Source organism: Bifidobacterium magnum (assembly GCF_000741255.1).
In the GTDB taxonomy this organism is placed as follows: domain Bacteria; phylum Actinomycetota; class Actinomycetes; order Actinomycetales; family Bifidobacteriaceae; genus Bifidobacterium; species Bifidobacterium magnum.
Genome location: NZ_JGZB01000001.1, coordinates 153,600 through 172,137 on the forward strand (window position 1 = coordinate 153,600; position 18,538 = coordinate 172,137).

Annotated in this window: 15 protein-coding genes and 1 tRNA gene; 12 read left to right on the forward strand and 4 right to left on the reverse strand. The window is 61.3% G+C overall.

Going from position 1 to position 18,538, the window contains the following annotated elements:
• The 3 genes from atpD to nucS all read left to right on the forward strand — a co-directional run bounded on the left by atpD (window position 1) and on the right by nucS (window position 2,869).
• Window positions 1-1,488: a F0F1 ATP synthase subunit beta gene (gene atpD, locus BMAGN_RS00580; protein ID WP_022859802.1), complete on the forward strand. Its 1,488-nt coding sequence runs from the start codon at window positions 1-3 to the stop codon at window positions 1,486-1,488.
• Window positions 1,488-1,781 carry a F0F1 ATP synthase subunit epsilon gene (locus BMAGN_RS00585; protein WP_022859803.1) on the forward strand — a complete coding sequence of 98 codons (294 nt, stop codon included), beginning with the start codon at window positions 1,488-1,490 and terminating at the stop codon, window positions 1,779-1,781. The genes atpD and BMAGN_RS00585 overlap by 1 nt, the downstream gene beginning before the upstream one ends.
• Before the next feature lie 404 nt (window positions 1,782-2,185).
• Entirely contained in the window at window positions 2,186-2,869 is a 684-nt protein-coding gene (gene nucS / locus BMAGN_RS00590; RefSeq protein ID WP_022859804.1) for an endonuclease NucS, read from the forward strand.
• A 60-nt stretch (window positions 2,870-2,929) separates the two neighbouring features.
• On the opposite strand, the gene BMAGN_RS00595 is transcribed toward nucS, so the two are convergent.
• Entirely contained in the window at window positions 2,930-3,892 is a 963-nt protein-coding gene (locus tag BMAGN_RS00595) for an FKBP-type peptidyl-prolyl cis-trans isomerase (protein ID WP_026502010.1), read from the reverse strand.
• 114 nt (window positions 3,893-4,006) lie between these two features.
• Between BMAGN_RS00595 and BMAGN_RS08225 the strand changes: the two genes are divergently transcribed.
• The 7 genes from BMAGN_RS08225 (at window position 4,007) to argS (ending at window position 11,629) form a co-directional block, all read left to right on the forward strand.
• Entirely contained in the window at window positions 4,007-5,674 is a 1,668-nt protein-coding gene (locus BMAGN_RS08225) for a prolipoprotein diacylglyceryl transferase (RefSeq protein ID WP_022859806.1), read from the forward strand.
• On the forward strand, window positions 5,674-6,687 hold the full coding sequence (locus tag BMAGN_RS00605) for a DUF8094 domain-containing protein (RefSeq protein WP_022859807.1): 1,014 nt from the start codon (window positions 5,674-5,676) through the stop codon (window positions 6,685-6,687). Before BMAGN_RS08225 ends, BMAGN_RS00605 begins: the two co-directional genes overlap by 1 nt.
• A 45-nt stretch (window positions 6,688-6,732) precedes the next feature.
• Entirely contained in the window at window positions 6,733-7,713 is a 981-nt protein-coding gene (locus tag BMAGN_RS00610) for a tetratricopeptide repeat protein (RefSeq protein WP_022859808.1), read from the forward strand.
• Window positions 7,714-7,844: 131 nt separating this feature from the next.
• Window positions 7,845-7,920 (forward strand) — tRNA-Arg (locus tag BMAGN_RS00615).
• Window positions 7,893-8,855, forward strand: a complete 963-nt coding sequence (locus BMAGN_RS08785) for a hypothetical protein (protein ID WP_026502011.1) — start codon at window positions 7,893-7,895, stop codon at window positions 8,853-8,855. Before BMAGN_RS00615 ends, BMAGN_RS08785 begins: the two co-directional genes overlap by 28 nt.
• Window positions 8,856-8,941: 86 nt before the next feature.
• The gene (locus BMAGN_RS00625; RefSeq protein ID WP_152593261.1) at window positions 8,942-9,751 is read left to right on the forward strand and encodes a hypothetical protein; all 810 of its coding nucleotides are present in this window, start codon (window positions 8,942-8,944) and stop codon (window positions 9,749-9,751) included.
• Between the two features lie 90 nt (window positions 9,752-9,841).
• Complete coding sequence (argS, locus tag BMAGN_RS00630; protein ID WP_022859810.1) at window positions 9,842-11,629, forward strand: arginine--tRNA ligase; 1,788 nt, start codon at window positions 9,842-9,844, stop codon at window positions 11,627-11,629.
• Between the two features lie 8 nt (window positions 11,630-11,637).
• Here the strand turns inward: argS and thrB are convergent, their stop codons facing one another.
• The 3 genes from thrB to BMAGN_RS00645 all read right to left on the reverse strand — a co-directional run bounded on the left by thrB (window position 11,638) and on the right by BMAGN_RS00645 (window position 15,699).
• Window positions 11,638-12,621 carry a homoserine kinase gene (thrB, locus tag BMAGN_RS00635; protein WP_022859811.1) on the reverse strand — a complete coding sequence of 328 codons (984 nt, stop codon included), beginning with the start codon at window positions 12,619-12,621 and terminating at the stop codon, window positions 11,638-11,640.
• 25 nt (window positions 12,622-12,646) lie between these two features.
• A complete protein-coding gene (locus BMAGN_RS00640) occupies window positions 12,647-14,002 on the reverse strand; it encodes a homoserine dehydrogenase (RefSeq protein ID WP_162151496.1) in 1,356 nt (451 codons plus the stop codon).
• A 191-nt stretch (window positions 14,003-14,193) separates the two neighbouring features.
• The gene (locus BMAGN_RS00645) at window positions 14,194-15,699 is read right to left on the reverse strand and encodes a diaminopimelate decarboxylase family protein (protein WP_022859813.1); all 1,506 of its coding nucleotides are present in this window, start codon (window positions 15,697-15,699) and stop codon (window positions 14,194-14,196) included.
• Between the two features lie 111 nt (window positions 15,700-15,810).
• On the opposite strand from BMAGN_RS00645, the gene BMAGN_RS00650 reads away from it, so the two are divergent.
• Both BMAGN_RS00650 and BMAGN_RS00655 read left to right on the forward strand, forming a co-directional pair.
• On the forward strand, window positions 15,811-17,220 hold the full coding sequence (locus BMAGN_RS00650) for a Maf family nucleotide pyrophosphatase (protein WP_022859814.1): 1,410 nt from the start codon (window positions 15,811-15,813) through the stop codon (window positions 17,218-17,220).
• 76 nt (window positions 17,221-17,296) lie between these two features.
• Complete coding sequence (locus BMAGN_RS00655) at window positions 17,297-18,412, forward strand: LacI family DNA-binding transcriptional regulator (RefSeq protein ID WP_026502012.1); 1,116 nt, start codon at window positions 17,297-17,299, stop codon at window positions 18,410-18,412.
• The last annotated feature ends 126 nt before the right edge of the window (window positions 18,413-18,538 follow it).

The window sequence follows — 18,538 nt, forward strand, 5'->3', positions numbered from 1 at the left end:
ATGGCTGATACTAAAGCCCAAGCGGCTTCCACCACGGCAGCGGAGCCTATTGTTGGCCACGTGACGCGAATTCAGGGTTCGGTTATCGACGTTGAATTCCCCGTTGGCCACATGCCGGACATCTATAACGCTTTGACCGTGGAAATCGCCCCGACTGGCTCCCAGGAGGAGGGCGAAGCCAAGAAGACCGTTATTACGCTGGAAGTCGAGCAGCACCTCGGCGATTCGACCGCTCGTTGCGTGGCCCTGAAGTCCACCGACGGCCTGGTCCGTAACGCCGAAGTCCACGACACCGGCGGCCCGATCACCGTGCCGGTTGGCGATGTGACGAAGGGACACGTGTTCGACGTGTCCGGCCACATCCTCAACAAGAAGCCGGACGAGAAGATCGTCATCAAGGAACGTTGGCCCATCCACCGCAACCCGCCGGCATTCGACCAGCTGGAGTCCAAGACCCAGATGTTCGAAACGGGCATCAAGGTCATCGACCTTCTGACCCCGTACGTGCAGGGCGGCAAGATCGGTCTGTTCGGCGGCGCAGGCGTCGGCAAGACCGTTCTGATCCAGGAAATGATCCAGCGTGTGGCCCAGAACCACGGCGGTGTGTCCGTGTTCGCTGGCGTTGGCGAGCGTACTCGTGAGGGTAACGATCTGATCGGCGAAATGGCCGAGGCAGGCGTGCTCGAGAAGACCGCACTGGTCTTCGGCCAGATGGATGAGCAGCCGGGTACGCGTCTTCGTGTGCCGCTGACGGCTCTGACCATGGCAGAGTACTTCCGCGACGTGCAGAACCAGGACGTGTTGCTGTTCATCGACAACATCTTCCGCTTCACGCAGGCAGGTTCCGAGGTCTCCACACTGCTCGGCCGTATGCCTTCCGCAGTGGGTTACCAGCCGAACTTGGCTGATGAAATGGGCTCCCTGCAGGAACGTATTACGTCGACGCGTGGCCACTCGATCACCTCGCTGCAGGCCATTTACGTGCCTGCTGACGATTACACCGATCCGGCCCCTGCCACGACCTTCGCCCACTTGGACGCCACGACCGAGCTTTCGCGTGACATTGCCTCGAAGGGTATTTACCCGGCAGTGGATCCGCTGAGCTCCACGTCTCGAATCCTCGATCCGCGTTACGTCGGCCAGGCCCACTACGAGTGCGCCAACCGCGTCAAGGCCATTCTGCAGCGCAACAAGGAGCTGCAGGACATCATCGCCCTGATCGGCATCGACGAACTCGGCGAAGAGGACAAGACCACCGTGAACCGCGCCCGTAAGATCGAGCAGTTCCTCGGCCAGAACTTCTACGTCGCGCAGAAGTTCACGGGCGTGGAAGGCTCCTACGTGCCGGCTGAAGAAACGATCGAAGCGTTCACTCGCATTTGCGATGGCGTCTACGACAACGTTCCGGAGCAGGCATTCTCGGGCATCGGCGGCATCGAAGACCTCGAGCGCAAGTGGCACGACATGCAGAAGGAATTTGGTGAGTGATGAGCGCAGCAATGGAAGTGAACATCGTGTCCGCAACGCGTCCGGTGTGGAAGGGCGAGGCGAAAAGCGTCACCGTTCCGGCCTACGCGGGTGGTATGGGCATTCTGCCTGACCATGAGCCAGTGCTGACGGTCATCAAGGAAGGAACCGTTATCGTTACCAAGCCTGAAGGCGGCAAGCTTTCCTTCGAAGTGACCGACGGTTTCATTTCCTTTGATTCGAACAAGCTCACCGTCGTGGTCGAGCAGGCTCGTTCCCTCGAGAATGTTCAACGCGACGTGGACATCATCTGATTCGCGTCAGTAGCTGATCATTGATCAACACATAAAGGCGGTTCCTCACGGAGCCGCCTTTTTTTATTTCTCTTTCGCTCTAGTTCGCCGACTTTCCGTATCGCAGACGGTACGGCGATACAAGATTCCATCTATCTTCTGCATTTTGCGACAGACACGCCGGGTTTCACGTCTCAAAATGCAGAAGGGGAAGCCGAAAACGAGATTATCAGCCCCAAATCCGCATCATCTTCTGCATTTTGCGACAGACACGCCGGGTTTCGTGTCTCAAAATGCAGAAGTAAGTGCGGGCGGTACCGTGAAAATGTGGACAGAAGTGCGGAGAGTGGGAGAAAGCGGATAGAAAGCGGGGAAGAGACGCCCCGGCCGCTCGACCTACGGCGCACATGATACGGTGGGTCACTATGCGAATTATTGTGGCAGATTGCTCAGCTGAATATTCCGGTCGACTGCAGGCGTCCCTGCCGCTCGCCAAACGTGTGCTTCTGATCAAAGCGGACAACAGTCTGCTCATTTTCTCGGAACTTGGCTCCTACAAGCCGCTCAATTGGATGGTGTCGCCGTGCACGATCAGCGACATCACTCCCGAAGACGGCGAGAACGAGAAAGTGATCCGTGTGAGCGCCACAAAATCCACCGATATTTTGGAAGTGTCGTTGCGCCACATCTACTCTGATGAAACGTACGATTTGGGCGAGGATCCGGGCCTGCACAAAGAGGGTGTGGAAGACCATTTGCAGCGGTATTTGGCCGAACAGATCGAGCGCATTGGCAAGGGCGCGACTTTGGTGCGCCGCGAATATCCGACTCCCGTCGGTCCCGTCGACATTATGGCGATTGACGGCGAAGGCCAGCATGTGGCCATTGAGATCAAGCGTCACGGCGGCATTGATGGTGTTGAGCAGCTGACGCGTTACGTCAAGCTGCTCAACAAGGATCCGCTGTTGGCGCCCGTGAGGGGCATGTTCGCCGCGCAAACGATCACGCCGCAGGCCCGCACGCTTGCCACCGAGCGCGGATTCTCATGCCTGCTGCTGGATTATGACGAAATGCGCGGCGCGGAAACGGACGACCTGCGTCTGTTTTAGCGGGGCCGCCCGTTCATCTGTACGGCTGGGACGCGGAGAAGTCCCAGCAATTCCGGCGGTTTAGTACTTCGCCAAAATATCCACGACGAACACGAGCGTGGAGTTGGCCGGGATGGATCCCTGCGCAGTACTGCCGTAGCCGAGATCCGGCGGAATGACGAGCAGCACCTGGGATCCGACCGTCTGGCCCGTCAGGCCTTCGGTCCAACCCTTGATGACGCCGCCCGACAGGTTCGCGTCGAAGGTCGTGTTCTTGTCCCACGAAGAGTCGAACTGCTTGCCGTCGAGCAGCCAGCCCGTGTACTTGACGACGGCCGTGTCCGTGCTCGTGAGCTTGGCGCCGTCGCCCTTGATCAGCGGCTGGACCACAAGCTTGTCGGAACCCTTGTAGCCGTTCATATCAATGGACGGCTTGCCGTTCTTGGCCACCGTCACCTTCGGCAGATCGGACGGAATGTTCTCCACCTTCGTGCCTTCGGCCTGGTTCAAGTCCTTGGACTGGGAGACGAGCGTGAGCACCATGACGTAGGACACGCCCGAGGAGGACTGGTCGTTCACACCGAACGCGATGGTCGTGTTGATTTTCGCGTTGTGCATGATCTGGTAGTAGTCGGGGCGCATCACGGAAGAGTTGGAGCTGACCACGATGGAGCAGTCGGGCGTGTTCTTTTCCCACGTGTTCATGAGTTCCGTGCCGTCTTTGGCGTTGATCGCGATGCCTTGCGCGCACACGCGGTTGCCGTCTTCGATGGTGGCGCCGTTGCCCTTCTGCAATATGGCGTAGCTGTTGTTTTCCACCGTCATTGGCGTCTTCATATGGATCGTCGGCTTCTTGCCGAGCTCGCCCGTGGCCGTAATGCCGGCGATCTGGTTCATTTTCGTGGACGAAGCGGAGGACGAGGAGGAGTCGGAGGAAGAATCGGAAGAAGATCCGGAACCGCAGCCGGCAAAGCCCACGCAGCACGCCACCGCGAGCGCCGCGGCCGCAATGCGCGTTACGCTAGATACTAATGTTTTTCGCATAGCTTTACCCTAGCTGTTGAGTACGATTAAATCATTGGCAAGAGGGCCAAAAACGTTAGGTTTTCACCATGTTTTTCCAACTAGGCAGCCAACCCCTGTAGAATAGGTGCCGTTATGAGTGATGCACAGGAAGCGCGAGACTCGTCTCGCCAAGTAAATAAGCCGACGCGCCATGCGAAAATCATGCGTGGCGTGGTTACCCCCATACTTGGTCTCATTGCAGTGGCGTGCATTGTGTTCGGAGTATTGAACCTTACCATTTGGAAGCCCAGCTCGCATATCAAGGCGACCGGAACGGTGAAAGGCTCACAATATATTGTGACCGATCCGGGCACGTTGAACATGGTGGATCCCACTGTCACGTTTACGGTGGCGGAGCAGGACGCTCCCGACCAGGACGTATGCGTGGCCGTAGGCTCGGCCAAGGACGCCACGGGCTGGACCGAAGGGTTTGATTACGCGCGTATCAAGGGACTGAGCGCGTGGGACCGTTTGGATGTGGCCGAGCAGAAGGCGCAGGGTGAGCAGCGCGTTTCCGATTCGGATGTCCCGTTCAACCAGTCGAACATGTGGACGCAGACGGTGTGCGGCAAGGGGAGCGCCACCGTTACCGCCGAAAATACGAATGCTTCGCAAGTCATTATTACCGATCTGGGTTCCGCTGACCATACGGCCACGGTGACGATGCAGTGGACGCGCCAGACGCTACCGAACTACGCGACGCCGTGGTTCGTGGTCGGCGGCCTGTTCGCGGTGTTGGCCGTGCTCGCGGCTTCCATTTTCGCGATGCCCGCCGAGAAGCGCCGCAAGTTCCTGCCGCATCGTTCGCATGAGAAGAATCCGGACGAGGTGTCGATTGGCGAGGCTGTGACGGGCACGATTGCCGTGCTCAAGCCGAAAAAGCGCACGTCCACGAAGCCGTACAAGCGCCATGGACGCCGCAATGATGGCGAGACCACGGGATCCATGCCGGCCGTCAGTGGCGACGGTCCGAAGATTGTGGATACGCGTTCGCACAATATGCTGGCCAATACGCCGTCCGAGACGGAAGGCGAGTCCACGACGACGATTCCGTTGATCGATACGTTGCACAATGCTCCCGCCGTACAGGATGCCGGTTCCGCGAATAGCGCGGGTGACGAGGACAATGCGCAGACCGCCGTGATTTCCGACGAGGAATTGCAGGCGTACTTCGCGCGGTTTGCGCGCGAGACGACGGGTGAGGATACGGGTCTGCTGGCGCTGAATACGGAACCGGTGACGACAGCAGAGGAATCGGAAGCCAAGGAATCCGAAACGGTCGAGCCCGATGACAAGCCGGCTGACGGTCCGTCTGATACGAACGTTCCAGCCGAGGAAACCGTGGAAACGACGGTTGGGGAAACCGCTAAAGTTCCAGCGGACGAGACTGCCGACGAATCTGCTGACAAATCGGCAGACAGGGCTGCGGATGATCCGGCTCCCGTCGAGGAAAGCGTGGAGACGGCGGTCGAGGAGACCGCTGAAGTTCCAGACGATGACAACAAGCCGGCCGACGACAACAAGACGGAAGACGCCGACAAGTCCGCCAAGCCCAAGGTCATGCTCACCAATAGCGCCCGCGCCAAGGCCGCGCGCGCCAAGAATTACGACAAGACGGGCAAGATCGGCAAAACGGCCAAGAACGCCAAAACCGGCAAGGGTGGCAAGAACGCCAAGAAGTCGGGCAAAGGCAAGAAGCCGAAGAACCATATGCAGGCTCGTCAGGGTGGCCAGAACAACCGCAAGCAGGAGGCCAAGTAATGAAACGTTCCCCATGGACTGTATTCGCCGCCGCGTTGCTCGTGGTGGGCATGGGTGTCTCCGTCAGCGCGTGTGAAGGCGAGCTGCCGCAACCGAAGTCGGACACGTCTTCCGCCGCTTCCGCCACTCCGGACCTGACGGAGGCCCAGGAAAAGGCGATGCGCGAAAGCCTGCTCAAGACGATCACCGAAGCGAACAACGCCAAGTCGACCGACGTGCTGCCGTCCGTCATGAGCGGACCGGAACTGCAGGTGCGCACCAGCGAGATCCAGATCGCCCAGAAAACGGGCCAACTGGACGCAAAAACGGAAATCCCGACCGACATTACGCAAACCGTAATCCCGACTGATACGGGCTGGCCGCGTTCCGTATTCTCCATCACCACGACCACGCAGGACCAGCAGAGCAAGCGCCTGCTCGTCTTCAATCAGGATTCCGCGCGCAGCAACTACAAGCTGTGGGCCGTGGCGCGCCTGTTCCAGGGCGTCAAGCTCCCGAAGTTCGCCATCGCGTCCATCGGATCGCAAATGGGCACGGCCGACGACCACGGCTTGACGATGACGCCGAAGGAAGCCGTGGAACGCTACGCCGACGTGCTCACGCACGGCGCGGACAGCAAGTATGCGGGCGATTTTGCGGACGACTACTTCCGCCAGGATCTCTCGTCGCTTGAAAACACCGTGGCCGAAGCCATGAAGAAGAACGACGGCTCCCAGCAGCAGGACTTCACTCCGGACCTGAACCAGATCCGCATCATGCGTTCGGCGGACGGCGGCGACCTTGTGGTCGCGCAGATCAATTCCGTCTGGACGCGTACGGCGGGCCAAGGCCGCGAATCACAGCCGGCTTCCGATTCGGAAAAGGCGCTGTTTGGCGACGGCAAGCCGACAAGCATCATGAAGGTCACGTATGTGAACGTGATCGCCATGTATGTGCCGCCGGCGAATTCGGGGCAAAAGGTCACAGCTGTGGGCGCAGAACGCCAACCGATCAAGGTTGAAGCTGTTAAATAGAGGAGCATAGCCGCACATGCGGCAACAGGAAGGCAATAAGGCATTATGGCACAGGAACAGTTCCGCCCGGGCTTCTCGCTCGCGGGCGCAGTGGATTTGGAAAGCTTGAAGCACAAGGTTGACGCCGAACCCGGCACCGAGGGCGGCGCTCCTGCCGCAGGCGGCTACGTGATCGACGCTACCGAGCAGATGTTCAACTCGCTCGTGCAGAACTCGGCCACCTATCCGATCCTGCTGTTCATGTGGGTTCCGACCGACAACCGCCTGTTCCCGCTGGCCACGAAGCTTGGTGACGCCGTAAACGCCATGAACGGCCAGCTCCAGATGGCGCGCATCGACATTTCCCAAGCGCCGCAAATCATGCAGGCGTTCCAGCTGCAAGGCGCTCCGGCGCTGTTCGCGCTGATCGGCGGCCGCCCGATGCCGATTATCGCAGGCATGCCGAGCGAGGAGGAGACGCAGCAGATTATCGATACCGTGCTGCCGCAGCTCGTCCAACTCGCCGCCCAGGCCGGCGTGACGGGCAGCGCTCCCTACATGGGCGGCGCGGAAGGCGCGAACAACGCGGGCGCCGAGGATGGTGCGGAAGATGCAGAAGCGGCCGAGCCCGCCATTCCTGCCGCACACGAGGAAGCGCACCGTTTGGCCATGGAAGGCGATTACGCCGGTGCGGCCGCCGCGTACGAGCAGGTGCTCGAAAGCGACCCGAACGATACGCTTGCCGCCCGCGAGCGCGCCAAGGCGCTGCTGCTGGCCCGTTCCGCCAACGCCGACGTGCGCGAGGTGCGCGAAGCGGCCGCCGCCAACCCGGATGACGTGAACGCCCAGCTTGCCGTCGCCGACATCGACATGATCGGCGGCCAGATCCAGGACGCCTTCGACCGTCTGCTCGACTTTGTTGCGGCCGGCCACAAAAGCGAAATCGAGCCCGTGCGTCAGCGCCTGCTCGAGTACTTCCTCATCCCCGACGCCACCGACGAGCGCCTCAACCGTGCGCGCCGCCGTCTGGCCACGCTGATGTACTGATTGCTGATTCCGGTTGCGTGGCGCCGGTATGCTGCAGGTTGGGGAGCGGCCGCCGGCGTCACGAAAATCGGTGCACTGGTAATGAAAGTTTGCGTGAAAGTCCATTGAGCGTGTAGAGTGTTCTCTGGTATGGGCCCGTAGCTCAGTGGATAGAGCGTTCGCCTCCGGAGCGAAAGGTCGTGGGTTCGAACCCCATTGGGCCCACCAATAAGGAGCATCATTATGGCGTTTCGCCATGCTCATCTCATGCGGCGAACAGTCCGTCGGATCATCCGTCGAGTACTGCGAACAATCATTCGTCGGACGACAAGTCGGGGACCCAATCGAATGCTCAGTCCGACCACAAACCCGACCATACGGACAAGGATCAGTCGAACGGATACGCCGCGACGAACGATATCAATGATGCGGTGACGATCCATTCGTACGGTGCGACGGGAGAGGCGGGCGCCACCTACAAAGACAACGTGGTGCAGTATGTCTCACGCGTCAACCCTGACGCGCAGAACCTTTCGGACGGCGCCAAACAGCTCGACTACAAAAGCACGCTCACCTACATGTTCAACCCGTATTACGGCAGCCAGCGCGTGGACCTCGTGTCCGGATCGTTGACCGTGTACTATGCGGACCGCTGTACGAAAACGCCCATGCACAACTCGGATGCCTTCGATTGGAAATGCCCGGCCAGCGCCGTTGTGCCCGCGCAGGATTACACGTACGAATACCATGCGGACAGTGTGGACACGAGTGCGCAATACCCGCAGCCCCAGCTGATGTACAACGTGATCACCATGCATCTGCCCAATCGTGTGGCGCTGCTCGTGTGCTACTCCTATCAAGGATTCAGCACAAAAGAAAACGGGCACGGCGCATGGGGAGGCCTCACCACGCGTGTGCGGCTTGACGGCTACCCGATGGCCGAAAACTATATCAGCATGCATTTCGAGGGCCTTGACCCCGTGGAAGCCTGGAGCGCTACCGAGCACGCCTGTAAAACATCCCGTGAAACAACTGCCCGCTACGGGCGATACGGGCGTCATGCCGTTCGTATGGGGCGCCGTGGCGCTGCTGACGATCGGACTTGTATGCATCTGGCGCATACGGAGGTATCGGCGCCAACGCGTAGAATGAACCTGTTATAGGTCGGCTAGGAAAGGTGGGCACCGTCATGTGTGCGCAGTGCAATCGTGTGAGCACTCGTATGGCGGGGAACCCGGAAGAAGGAACCGTGGCCTCACGGACTTCCGTATTGCTGATGATGCTCGCGGCCTTCATTACGCTCGCCATATGCGGCGTATGCTGCGCCTGGTGCACGCCGGCCGTCGCCTTTGCCAAGGAAACGAAAACCGAATCACGCTCCACCAAACATTCCGATACCGCGGACGGATCCGATCAAGACTCGGACCAAGGTTCTGTCACCGTGACCTACGCGTACGGGGACGACGCGTTGACGGGCGTGGCCGTATCGCTCTACAAAGTCGCCACCGTACATAATGAACATCTCACGGCCACGGCGCAATTTAAAAAATACGCAATCGACTGGAACCACGACGAAGGCGCGTCCACGGTGAACTGGACCGACTCGTGGTCCAAGAAACTTGCGCGTATCCTTGACGAAAACGCGCTCGCCGACGACCTGCATCCCGACGCCATCGACCATATTGACGCCGACGGCACCGTCACTTTCGACCATCTCGGATCCGGTTTGTATTTGCTGGGACTCGACTCCTACACGAACGCCACCACACGCTGCTCGCAGTCCGCGCAGCTCGTCTGGGTGGGCGCGGGACAAGGCTCGCGCAACGTGAGCGTCACGCCCGACGCCACCTGTCAAACGGACGCCACCACATCGAAGGCGAACACCACAGTAGGGCAGAACACGGAAGGCACGGCCGCTCCCACGAACCTCGTGCCGCACGCGTTCACTACACGCAACGTATTCGCGTTCGCCGCGGTCGGAGTGGCCATTGCGCTTGGTGTGCTCGTGACGCTCGCCGTATGCGACGCAAGGCGGCGGCGCAAAAGCAGCAAACGCTAGCTGGGCAAGCGGCAAACGCTAGCCCGGCGGGCGGCAACTCGTGTGTCCGGAGCGGTTCGGGCTGTCAGCTTGGCGATTACACTGGTAAGAATGAGTCCAGAAGCGTTAAGTGAACTTATTTCCGGCATTGCACACGACTTGGTAGCCAACGGCCAGGCGGGCGATTTGACCGATGAATTGATCCCATCCATTGACAAGCTTGCGGTGATGCGTCCCAAGGACCGCGCCCACGGTGACTGGGCGTCGAACGCCGCCATGCAGCTGGCAAAGAAGGCCGGCATGAAGCCGCGTGACCTGGCGCAGCTGTTCGCCGACCGTCTGGCCGAAACCGAAGGTATCGCTTCCGTGGAAGTGGCCGGCCCGGGCTTCATCAACATTACGCTTGATTCCGCTTCCGCCGCCGTGGTGGTGGACGAAGTGCTCGCCCAGGGCGAGTCGTTCGGCAAGAACACGCATTTGGGCGGCAAGACCTTGAACCTCGAGTTCGTCTCCGCCAACCCGACGGGCCCGATCCACATTGGCGGCACGCGTTGGGCGGCCGTGGGCGACTCGATGGCCCGCGTGCTCGAAGCCAACGGCGCCCAGGTGGTGCGCGAATACTACTTCAACGACCATGGCGAGCAGATCAACCGCTTCGCCAAGTCGCTTGTGGCCGCGGCCCATGGCGAGGAAGCTCCGGTGGACGGCTACAAGGGCGCCTACATTGACGAGATCGCCGAACGTGTGATCAAGGAAGCCAAGGACGACGGCGTTGACATTCTCGCCCTGCCGCGCGTGGACGCCGGCAAGGACGCCAACGGCGAGCCTCTCGGCGAAGGCGACTCCGAGCAGCGTGAAGAGTTCCGCAAGCGCGCTGTGCCGATGATGTTCACGGAAATCCAGGAATCCATGAACAACTTCCGCGTGAACTTCGACGTGTGGTTCCACGAGAACAGCCTGTACGAAGACGGCGAAGTCGAGCGCGCCATTGAAGATCTGCGCGCCCGCGGCGACATTTACGAAAAGGATGGCGCCACCTGGTTCGCTTCCACGAAGCATGGCGACGACAAGGACCGCGTGATCATCAAGTCCGACGGCAACTACGCCTACTTCGCGGCCGATATCGCCTACTACCGCAACAAGCGCCACCGCGCCATCGATCCGGCCGACATCGCCATCTACATGCTGGGCGCCGACCACCACGGCTACATCGGCCGCATGATGGCCATGTGCGCGGCCTTCGGCGACGAACCGGGCGTGAACATGCAGATCCTGATCGGCCAGCTCGTGAACGTGATGAAGGACGGCAAGCCCGTGCGCATGTCCAAGCGCGCCGGCAACATCGTCACGATCGACGACCTCGTGGAAGCCATCGGCGTGGACGCCTCGCGCTATTCGCTGGCCCGCACCGACTACAACTCCTCGGTGGATATCGACCTCGACCTGCTCGCCTCCCACTCGAACGAGAACCCCGTGTACTACGTGCAGTACGCGCACGCGCGCTCCTGCAACGTGGACCGCAACGCGGCGGCCGCGGGCCTGACCTACGACGGTGCCGACCTGGGCCTGCTGAACACGGAGGCCGACGGCGAAGTGATGGCCATGCTGGCCCAGTGGGCGAGCACGCTCGCCACGGCCGGCGACCTGCGCGCCCCGCACAAGATCGCGCACTACCTCGAGGACCTCGCCGCCGCCTACCACAAGTGGTACAACGTGGAGCGCGTCGTCCCGATGGAGCTTGGCGAAGAGGACGCCAAGCTCCTGAGCGAAGAAGCGCGCATCGCCAAGGCTCCGGAACCGGCACGCGCCGCCGCACGTCTGAAGCTCAACGACGCCGTGCGCACGGTGATCGCCGAAGGCCTCGACCTGCTCGGCGTCTCCGCCCCGGACAAGATGTGATATAAGCGTTACGACCGCTGCACTTGCACGCCCGTGTGATTGACGGGCAAATGCAGCACACGCCAATGGCCGCCGTGCAATTCATCCACGGCGGCCGCATCTATATAACGGCTCGCATCGCCCGCATGCAACACAATCACGCACGGGCCCGCGCCCGAAATCATGGCCGCGAACCCCTGGGCGCGCAACTTGCGCACCAGATCGGCCGACGGCTCCATCAGCGGCATACGGTAGCGCTCATGCAACGTGTCCTCCGTCGCCTCGCATAGCAGCGTATTCATCGCCGCAAGCTGCTCATTCTCTTCCATCCACTGCGCCTCGGGCATCGAAAGTGCCACAGGATTCAGCGCGGCCGGCAGCAGCATCGCGCGCGACTCGTTGAACACGGCGTCCGCGAACGACACAGTCTCAGGCAACGCCTCACGCGCCGCCGCCGTCGACACCTCAAAATCAGGAATGAACACGCTCGACGTCATACGGCGGTCCACCGCGTACCGCACGCTCTGGAAACGGTTCTTGACCTTCCACGACGCCGTAAGGCCGCCATAGACGGCCGGCGCCACATTGTCGGGATGACCCTCAATCTCGGCGGCCAACGCAAAAATCTCGTCACGGTCCAGCGGACCGTCATACGCGAACGCGGCCGCCGCGGCCACACCCACCACAATCGCCTCGGCCGACGAACCCATGCCGCGCGCCTGCGGAATACGGTTCGTGCACTCCATCATGAAACCGAGCTGGCCCAGACCAAACTCATGGCAGGCGCGACGGAAGGTGGACACCACCAAATGGCGCTCGTCACGCGGCAACGAATCCGCGCCCTCACCCTCAATGAACACCTGCGCCACCGTATTGAGCGGATCCTGGCTCACACGGAACTCGACATCGTCAAAATATTCCAACGCCAAGCCGGCGCAATCGAAGGCCGGCCCCAAATTGGCGCTCGTAGCCGGCACGCGCACATGCACCGTTTTCGCAACGGGAGTCGTCATAATCTTCTCTTTCCGCTCAGTCGGACTAGTCGAGCACGCGCACAATCGACGGCTCGCCGATCACGCAATCCAGCTTGAGCACATCGTCAATCGTGGCGCGCAACGTCGTCTCGTCCGTAAGATGCGTGACGATACGCAGCTGCTGGCGCTCGCCATCGTATCCCGGCGCCACTTGCGTGGGCTTGAGGTCCTGGTTCACGCCGTTGATGGACACACCATGGGCGGCGAACACGGACGCGACCTTCGCGAGCACGCCCGGGCTGTCGAGAATCACGAAACGCACGGCGAACGCCGCCTTGGCCGCGTCGAGCGGCGCGATCGGGAAGTCGTTGTACATGCGGATGGCCGGGCCACGCGTGCCCTGCGCAATATGGCGCGCCTCGGTCACCACGTCGCCGACCACGGCGGAAGCGGTAGGGGCGCCGCCCGCGCCACGGCCGTAGAACATGAGATCGTCGGCGTACTTGGCATGCAGGAAGATGGCGTTGAACGAGCCGCGCACGGACGCGAGCGGATGCTCGTCGCTGATCAGCGCCGGATAGACGCGCGCGGAGACACCTTCCTCCGTGCGGCCCACCACGGCGAGCAGCTTGATGACCTTGTGCTCGGCCTTCGCGGCGGCGATGTCGGCCGCGTCGATATGCGTAATGCCTTCGACGGTCACGTCGTCGATGCCCACCTTCGTGTGGAATCCGAGTGTGGCGAGAATGGCGGCCTTGTTCGCCGCGTCATAGCCCTCGATGTCGCCCGTCGGATCGGCCTCCGCATAACCCTTTTCCTGGGCCTGGCGCAGCGCCACGTCGAAATCGAGTCCCTTCGTGGTCATTTCGTCGAGAATGTAGTTCGTGGTGCCGTTGACAATGCCGAGCATATGCTCGACCTGGTCGCCGGCCAGCGATTCGCGCAACGGGCGCAGAATCGGAATGGCGCCGCCCACAGCCGCCTCGAAATAAATGTCCGCATTGTTCTTTTCGGCCAGTTCATACAGTTCCGGACCATACTTGGCCAGCAGCGCCTTGTTCGCCGTGACGACGGACGCGCCCTTTTCCAGCGCGGCCTTCACGAACGTGTATGCGGCGCCCGTGCCGCCAATGAGTTCGATGACGATGTCGTTGCTCGTGGCCACGGCCATCGTGTCCGTGGTGAGCAGCGCCTTGTCGATCCACGGGACCGTCACTTCGGCCGGATCAAGGCATGCGACGCCCGTCAGTTCCAGCGGGCGGCCGATGCGCAGGGCCAGTTCCTCGCTCTGATCCACGATGAGCCGCGCGGTTTGCGAACCAACCGTTCCGGCTCCCAGCAATCCCACACGAATCGGTTGATCTGTTTGCAATGCCACGGGCTCAATCCTTTCCCTACGGTTTCGATGGTTGAGGCACATTCTACGGGAAAACGCGCCGCCCGCGCGCGCGATTTTTAGAAATTGTCCCGTAAGGTGGGGCGCAGGGCGCTTGCGGTGCTTTTCTTCTATATCTCTTCTGCATTTTGAGACATGAAACGCGGCGTGTCTGTCGCAAAATGCAGAAGTTGGTATGAGATATGGGGTTTCCGTACCGCGGGCGGACCGATTACTCACTCGCTGACGTCATACGACAGCAGATCGTCGATCGTCTGCCGGCGCATCATCAGATGCGCGCCCTTGTTGCCGACGGCGACCACGGCCGGAATAAGCGCCTGATTGTAGTTGCTCGCCATCGTGCGGCCGTACGCGCCCGTCACGGGAACGGCGAGAATGTCGCCGCGGTGAATGTCCGCCGGAAGTTCCACGTCCTGCACCACAATGTCGCCCGATTCGCAGTGCTTGCCGACCACGCGCGCCACTTCGCACGGACCCGAGTACTCGCGGTTGGCGAGCACAGCCGCGTACTCCGAGCCATACAGGGCCGGGCGGATGTTGTCGCTCATGCCGCCGTCCACCGACACATACAGGCGCTGGATAATCGGGTTGCCCGAAGAGTCCATGGCATTCGAAAGCGCCACGGGCTTCACGGTTCCCACCGTATACAGCGTCACGCCCGTCGGCGCGATAATCCAGCGGCCCGGTTCGAACGAGATGCTGGGCATCGGCATGCCGAGCACGGCGTTCGCGCTCGTGATCGCGTCTGCGAGACGCCCCAGTTCTACGGCGAGATCCATGGAATCCTCATGCTCCGTATAAGCCACGGAATAGCCGCCGCCCAAGTCGACTTCGGGCAGCACGTAGCCTTCGGTGGCATAGCAGGTCTTGCGCAGCAGCATCATGCGCTGGGCCGCCTGGATGAACGCGTCGGCGTCGTGGATGTTGGAGCCGATATGCGAGTGCACGCCCACAAGCTCGAGCTGCGCGTCGAATCCGCGAACCGTGCGGATCACGTCCATGGCCGGCCCGTGCGCCACCGTGTCCATCACGGTCATCAGCGCACGCAAATGCGCTTCGTCGCGCGTACCGTCCTCGTCAATGCTCGAGCCGCCGTGGTCGGCGCTGAAAATGGTGCTAAACGGCTCTTCCGTATCGTTTTCGCCCGGAGAGTTGATGGGCAGCAGCGCGATGCCGAACTTCTGGTCCTCGTGTGCGGTGGAGACGAATTCGTGGCCGCCCGCGTGAATGCCGGACGTGACGCGCACCATGACGCGCGCCCGCATGCCGAGTCGCTCGGCGATGGCGGCGATACGCGCGGGTTCCTGCGGTTCGTCGATTACGATTTTGTTGAAATGCTCGCGGATGGCGAGTTCGATTTCCTCATCCGACTTGTTGTTGCCATGCAATACGAGATGGCGGCCCGGAATGCCGGCGGCCAGCGCGATTTTCATTTCCCCGAGCGTGCACGTGTCGATGAGCATGCCTTCGTCCGAGACGATACGCGCGATTTCCTTGCTCAGGAACGCTTTGGCCGCGAAACTCACGTGCGTGGTGGTGTTCGGGAACGCCGTGGCCGCCGTGTGCACGAATTTGCGCGCGCGACTGCGTACGTCGTCCACGTCGATCACATACAGCGGGGATCCGAATTGCGCGAGCAGTTCGCGTGCCGTAATGCCGTGGAATGTGAGATTTCCGTCCGCGTCGCGCCGCGTATCGCATGGCCAAATATTGGTGCTCATAAATTGCCGCCTTTTGTTAGATTCCGGGCTCATGATCCTGTCATTGCATACCTTATGCTGTCCGGCGGCAAGCGTGCTGTTCTTCTTCTTTATGCGATACAGTACCTAACTATGAGCGTGTCACTGATTCTTGCTTCCCAGTCGCCTTCCCGCCAGCGCGTGCTGGTGGACGCAGGCATCCGTCCCGTAATTCGCGTCTCCCATGTGGATGAGGACGCCGTGGTGGCCGAGGAGGCCGCCAAACGTCACGTCAGTGTGGACGAGCTTCCGATTGCCGACCGCGTGCAGATTTTGGCCAAGGCCAAGGCCGAGTCTGTGGCCCGCGCCTACCGCGCCGTGATGCAAACGGCGATGGAAGCCCGCGGCGATTGCGTGGTGGGCCGTCCTCTGGATGGCGTGATCCATTCGAAGAATGTGGAGAACGCACGCGAACAGACCAGCGCCATTACGCGCGACTTTTCAGGTGTGGACGTGCCCAAGACAAGCGAGCCGATCGCCGCGAGCGTGGCGAACGCGGCGGGGGAGCGCCAGGGATTGGCGTCGGGCGATGGCGGCCCGCTGATTATCGGTTGCGACTCCATGTTCCTGTTGCATGGCGAAGCGCTGGGCAAGCCCCACAACGCCGAGGTGGCGCGCGAGCGCGTGCACGAGTTGAGCGGCAACACGGGCGAGCTGTATACGGGCCATTGCGTAATCAACCTCGGCAATGGGGAAGTGGCGCAGGGCGTGAGCCGCGCTACCGTGCATTTTGCGCAGATGAGCGACGAGGAGATCGACGCCTATGTGGCCAGCGGCGAGCCGTTGGAAGTGGCCGGATCCTTCACGCTGGAAGGTTTGGGCGGCGCGTTTATCGAGCGCATTGATGGCGACCCTTCGGGCATTATCGGTCTGAGCCTGCCGTTGGCGCGCACGCTCGTCAATCGTGTGGGCGTGGAATGGACGGATTTGTGGAACGAAACCGGCCAGCATTTCGACATTGACGATCCCGCTTCCACCGTGGCGCCCAAGGAGAACGTGCACCAGCCCGGTGACGGCTGGGTGCAGTGCAATTGCGGCCGCGCGCACTGGGGTCTGAACGGCGCCGCGGGCGTACTGCTTGCACGCCGCGACGCACAAACGGGCCTCGTCACGGACATTGTGATGCAGCATCGCGCCGCATGGAGCGCCGAAGGCGGCACGTGGGGCATTCCGGGCGGCGCCATTGCCGACGGCGAGAACGCGATCGAAGGCGCGTTGCGCGAATCCTACGAGGAAGCGAACATTACGCCCGAAGACATTGAAGTGGTCGGCTCCTACCGCGAGGACCACGGCAATTGGGCCTACACCACGGTGTTCGCGTTCGAAAAGCCCGGCCATACGGTCATCCCCGCGGCCAACGACGACGAAAGTATGGAAATCGCGTGGGTGCCGATCGACGACGTGCCCAACCGCAAACTGCTCACGGCCATGAAAACGGATTGGCCGCATTTCGCCAAGCGACTCGAGCAGTTGGCCGAGGAGCACGCCTCGGAATTGCTGTGAACGCTCACGGGCATCCGCGTATAATAAAACGAATCCAGTCCATTCCTTTGTCGTTGTGGAAAGAGGCTTTGGCGCAATGAGCGGTAAACGAACGTCGAGCAAACGCCCGTCCATGTTTGAAGTGGCCAAGTTGGCCGGGGTCAGCCACCAAACGGTGTCCCGCGTCATCAACCATTCGCCCGACGTATCCGCAAAAACGCGCGAAAAAGTGCAGCGCGCCATTGACGAGCTCGGCTACCTGCCCAGCAACTCGGCGCGCGCGCTCGCCTCAAGCCGCTCGCGCACCATCGGCCTGATCGCCGGAGGCAACCGCTTCTACGGGCCCGTAAGCACGATGGCCTCCATTGAGGAAGCCGCACGCCGCCACGGATTGTTCACCTCCGTCATGCTGCTGCAAGGCGCCGCCTGCACGCAAGAGGAATTCAACGGCATGTGCCGCACGTTCGAAGAGCAGAACGTGGACGCGTTCATCGTCAACGCCCCGACCGACATGATGTTCGAGGCGGCCCTGCGCGCGCCCGTACGTCAACCGCGCGTGCTCATCACCTCCACGCATGGCGCCATGAGCGTGGCCGAAGGCCTGCGCATGCTCTCGAGCGCCAAACGCCAAACCGTCTCCATTGTGGGCAACGACCAGTGGGGCGGCATGGAATCCGTGGCGCAGGTCGTCACCGAATACGGCCACAAAAACGTGCTCTACTTCGCGGGCCCGCGCGACTGGCGAGACGCCATGACGCGTCTGCTCGCATGGAACCGCAGCTGCGCCGATCTCGGTGTGAACTCCGTGACCGTCCAATGCGCATCATGGGATGCGGGCGAAGCGTACCGCCGCATGAACCATGTGCTCGAAAACATCGGCCGCACGGGAGTGCGTCCGCCAAGCTGCGTGGTTTGCGCCAACGACAACATGGCAGTAGGCGTGATGCGCGCCCTGCATGAGCATGGCGTACGCATTCCGCAAGACATGAGCGTGGTTGGCTTCGACGACCTGGCCGCCATGGACAACATGACGCCGCCGCTGTCCACCGTGCACCCGAACTTCGACGACCTCGGCACTGTGGCCATGCGCGAAGTGCTCTACCTGCTCGGAGAAGGCAAGGAGAACGCGTTCGCCATCTCGAACCACGGCGTAGGACTCATTCCGTGCGAATTCATCCGCCGTCGCTCACTCGGACCGGCCAATATCGCCTGAAATAACACTTCCTGAACCGTATGCAAAAGGGCGCGCCCGCAAGCGCGCCCTTTCTTCTGCATTTTTTCTGTATTTTGAGACAGACACGCCGGGTTTCGTGTCTCAAAATGCAGAAGGAGATACCGA

Coding starts and splice junctions, on each gene's coding strand:
- BMAGN_RS00585 (WP_022859803.1), top strand. CDS start 1,488: ATGAGCGCAGCAATGGAAGTGAACATCGTGTCCGCAACGCGTCCGGTG.
- atpD (WP_022859802.1), top strand. CDS start 1: ATGGCTGATACTAAAGCCCAAGCGGCTTCCACCACGGCAGCGGAGCCT.
- BMAGN_RS00645 (WP_022859813.1), bottom strand. CDS start 15,699: ATGAGCACCAATATTTGGCCATGCGATACGCGGCGCGACGCGGACGGA.
- BMAGN_RS00595 (WP_026502010.1), bottom strand. CDS start 3,892: ATGCGAAAAACATTAGTATCTAGCGTAACGCGCATTGCGGCCGCGGCG.
- BMAGN_RS08225 (WP_022859806.1), top strand. CDS start 4,007: ATGAGTGATGCACAGGAAGCGCGAGACTCGTCTCGCCAAGTAAATAAG.
- thrB (WP_022859811.1), bottom strand. CDS start 12,621: ATGACGACTCCCGTTGCGAAAACGGTGCATGTGCGCGTGCCGGCTACG.
- BMAGN_RS00610 (WP_022859808.1), top strand. CDS start 6,733: ATGGCACAGGAACAGTTCCGCCCGGGCTTCTCGCTCGCGGGCGCAGTG.
- BMAGN_RS00640 (WP_162151496.1), bottom strand. CDS start 14,002: ATGTGCCTCAACCATCGAAACCGTAGGGAAAGGATTGAGCCCGTGGCA.
- BMAGN_RS00655 (WP_026502012.1), top strand. CDS start 17,297: ATGAGCGGTAAACGAACGTCGAGCAAACGCCCGTCCATGTTTGAAGTG.
- nucS (WP_022859804.1), top strand. CDS start 2,186: ATGCGAATTATTGTGGCAGATTGCTCAGCTGAATATTCCGGTCGACTG.
- argS (WP_022859810.1), top strand. CDS start 9,842: ATGAGTCCAGAAGCGTTAAGTGAACTTATTTCCGGCATTGCACACGAC.
- BMAGN_RS00605 (WP_022859807.1), top strand. CDS start 5,674: ATGAAACGTTCCCCATGGACTGTATTCGCCGCCGCGTTGCTCGTGGTG.
- BMAGN_RS00650 (WP_022859814.1), top strand. CDS start 15,811: ATGAGCGTGTCACTGATTCTTGCTTCCCAGTCGCCTTCCCGCCAGCGC.